The 2,592-nt window shown below is 67.1% G+C and carries 6 protein-coding genes; 3 read left to right on the forward strand and 3 right to left on the reverse strand.

Annotation, left to right across the window (positions count from 1 at the left end; all coding sequences use genetic code 11):
• Positions 1-109, reverse strand: a 109-nt coding sequence (locus A5781_RS26285) for a hypothetical protein (protein WP_231990737.1), incomplete at its 3' end; no start/stop codon positions are given.
• A gap of 55 nt (positions 110-164) precedes the next feature.
• On the opposite strand from A5781_RS26285, the gene A5781_RS16655 reads away from it, so the two are divergent.
• The 3 genes from A5781_RS16655 to A5781_RS16665 are packed head-to-tail and all read left to right on the forward strand — an operon-like array spanning position 165 to position 2,031.
• Positions 165-521 carry a DUF488 domain-containing protein gene (locus A5781_RS16655; protein WP_067208420.1) on the forward strand — a complete coding sequence of 119 codons (357 nt, stop codon included), beginning with the start codon at positions 165-167 and terminating at the stop codon, positions 519-521.
• A 20-nt stretch (positions 522-541) separates the two neighbouring features.
• Positions 542-1,417, forward strand: a complete 876-nt coding sequence (locus A5781_RS16660) for an LLM class F420-dependent oxidoreductase (protein WP_067208423.1) — start codon at positions 542-544, stop codon at positions 1,415-1,417.
• Positions 1,414-2,031, forward strand: coding sequence for a GNAT family N-acetyltransferase (locus tag A5781_RS16665; RefSeq protein ID WP_067208431.1), 618 nt, complete (start codon positions 1,414-1,416; stop codon positions 2,029-2,031). Before A5781_RS16660 ends, A5781_RS16665 begins: the two co-directional genes overlap by 4 nt.
• 1 nt (position 2,032) lies before the next feature.
• Here A5781_RS16665 and crcB read toward each other — a convergent pair whose 3' ends face one another.
• Together crcB and A5781_RS16675 are read right to left on the reverse strand one after the other, a co-directional pair.
• A complete protein-coding gene (crcB, locus tag A5781_RS16670; RefSeq protein WP_067208427.1) occupies positions 2,033-2,416 on the reverse strand; it encodes a fluoride efflux transporter CrcB in 384 nt (127 codons plus the stop codon).
• A partial coding sequence (locus A5781_RS16675; RefSeq protein WP_197503872.1) for a CrcB family protein occupies positions 2,413-2,592 on the reverse strand: 180 nt, incomplete at its 5' end. The genes crcB and A5781_RS16675, both read right to left, overlap by 4 nt.

Genomic DNA, 2,592 nt, shown 5'->3' on the forward strand with positions numbered 1-2,592 from the left:
GGGCCTGGCCCGCGGCGGCCGCGCTCTTGACCGTCTCCAGCTCTGCGATGCGCTCTATCAGCGCCGATTCGTCGGCCGCGGCGTCAAGCTCCGCCAAGTATTCGAACATAAGTTCGATAGTAAACGGGGTCACCGACAAGCCCCTCGTCGCTACGCTGGCGAGTGTGAGCGCCAAGAGTCGGATCCGGGTGGCGCGAGTCTACGAAGACGTCACCCCAGACGAGGGTCAGCGCGTGCTGGTCGACCGAGTCTGGCCGCGCGGAGTGCGCAAGGAGGACCCGCGGGTGGGTACCTGGTGCAAGGAGGTCGCACCATCGAAGGACCTGCGCGAGTGGTACGAGCACCGGCCCGAACGATTCGACGAATTCGCCTCGCGGTACAAGGCGGAACTGCGGGGTAACCCGGCGCTGGAGGAGCTGCGGAAGCTCACCAGGCGCGGTGCGGTCACCCTGGTGACCGCGACCCGCGATACGGACGTCAGCCAGGCGGCCGTTCTAGCGGAGCTGGTGAAAAGCCACTGAACGCGTGAGACGATCGGGCGATGCGGCTGGGATTGCACGCCCTGGGAATCGGTGCCGGCGCCGACCGCGCGGTGATCGATGCCGTCGCATCAGCGGCGGACGACTGCGGCTTCGCCACGCTGTGGGTCGGCGAACACGTCGTCATGGTCGACCGGCCCGCCTCTCGCTATCCCTATTCGGATGACGGCGTCATCGCTGTTCCCGCACAAGCGGATTGGCTTGATCCGATGATCGCGCTGAGCTTCGCCGCCGCCGCCTCGTCTCGGATCGGGCTGGCGACAGGCGTGCTGCTGCTGCCCGAACATAATCCGGTGGTGGTGGCCAAGCAGGCCGCCAGCCTGGATCGGCTCAGCGGTGGACGGCTGACACTGGGCGTCGGTGTCGGGTGGTCGAAGGAGGAATTCGCCGCGCTTTCAGTGCCTTTCGCCCATCGCGGCGCGCGGACCGCCGAATACGTTGCGGCGATGCGCGCGTTATGGCGTGATGACGTCGCTTCGTTCGACGGTGATTTCGTCTGCTTCGATGCCATTCGTGTCAACCCCAAGCCGGTGTGCGATCGTCGTATCCCGATCGTGGTTGGGGGCAATAGCGATTCGGCGCTGCGCCGGGTGGCGACGTGGGGAGACGGCTGGTATGGGTTCAACATCGACGGCGTCGGGGCCGTCCGGGAACGCATCGCCAAGCTGGAGCAGCTGTGTGCCGAGGCGGGGCGTGATCGTGGGCAGCTGCGGCTGTCAGTGGCGCTGCGCGATCCGGGCGTTGCTGATATCGGCGCCCTCGCCGAGTTGGGCGTTGACGAATTGGTTCTCGTCGCAGCGCCCCCGGACCGGCCCGATGCGGCTGTCGAATGGGTCTCGGCGCTGGCTGAGCAGTGGACGATGGCGGCACCGGCATGAGCGAGGCCGATCCCATACTGCCGCGGGAGTTGACCGACATCGCTGACGAGGTGCGCGCCGTCCCGCCGCCGCCGATACCCGCACTGCCCGAGCCGTACGGCTTGCGTCTCGCCGACCCGGACGCCGACGCCGACATGATCGCCGAGTGGATGAACCGGCCGCACCTGGTGGAAGCGTGGGAGTCCGCGTGGCCGGTGACGCGCTGGCGTAATTATCTGCGAGCGCAACTCCGAGGTGGCTTCTCCCGCCCATTCATCGCAACGCTCGATGGAACGGACCGTGCTTACATCGAATTGTACCGAGCGGCAAAGGATTCCATCGCGACCCGATACGACTACGATGCGCACGATCTGGGTCTGCATGTCGCGGTGGCCGATCTGGATTACATCAAGCGGGGACACGTCAGTTACCTGCTGCCGTATTTGGTGGGCAGCATCTTGGGCCTTGATCCGCGATGCCGGCGCATCATGTTCGATCCCGACCACCGCAACGTCTTGGCGCGCACGTTCTGCGAACGGGGCGGCTGCGCCTTCCTCGGCGAGCACGACATGTCGAACCGGCGGATGGCGCTCTATGTGCTGCCCCGCACGCCCGACGACGTTCCCCAGGAGTGACTCAGAGCCGCTCGGCAATCGACTGCGCGAGGAGCGCCGCCGCCTCACCCAGCACGACGCTGACGACGATGTTGGCGACCGCAGCGCGCACCTGTCGTTCCTCGCCGAGCCGCTGCGTCTCCAGCATCCACGTGGAAAACGTGGTGTAGGCGCCGACAAAGGCGGTGCCGGCCAACAGGGCCGCCTCCTTGCTCAACACCAGGCCGCCGAGAAATCCGAGCAGCGCGGCGCCGCTGATGTTCACGACCAGCGTGCCGAACGGGAAGGATTGGGCGACCCGGCGGGCCACCGCGCGGTCGACCACGAAGCGCAGCAACGACCCGACGCCGCCGATCAGCGCGACCCCCGCCCACACCGCAGCCGTCGTGACCGCGCCCGCCGTCATCCGCGGATCCGTACCCGGCGCACCAATTTGGTGGCCAAGTGCACCGCCAGCAAGCCCAAGACGATGCTGGTGAGGGTGTAGCCCGCGGCCAGGGTCCAATGGCCGTGCTCGATCATCCTCAGCGTCTCGACCTGCATCGTGGAGAACGTGGTGAGTCCGCCGCACAACCCGGTGCC

It is taken from the genome of Mycobacterium sp. 852002-30065_SCH5024008, assembly GCF_001665645.1.
Classification (GTDB): domain Bacteria; phylum Actinomycetota; class Actinomycetes; order Mycobacteriales; family Mycobacteriaceae; genus Mycobacterium; species Mycobacterium paraffinicum.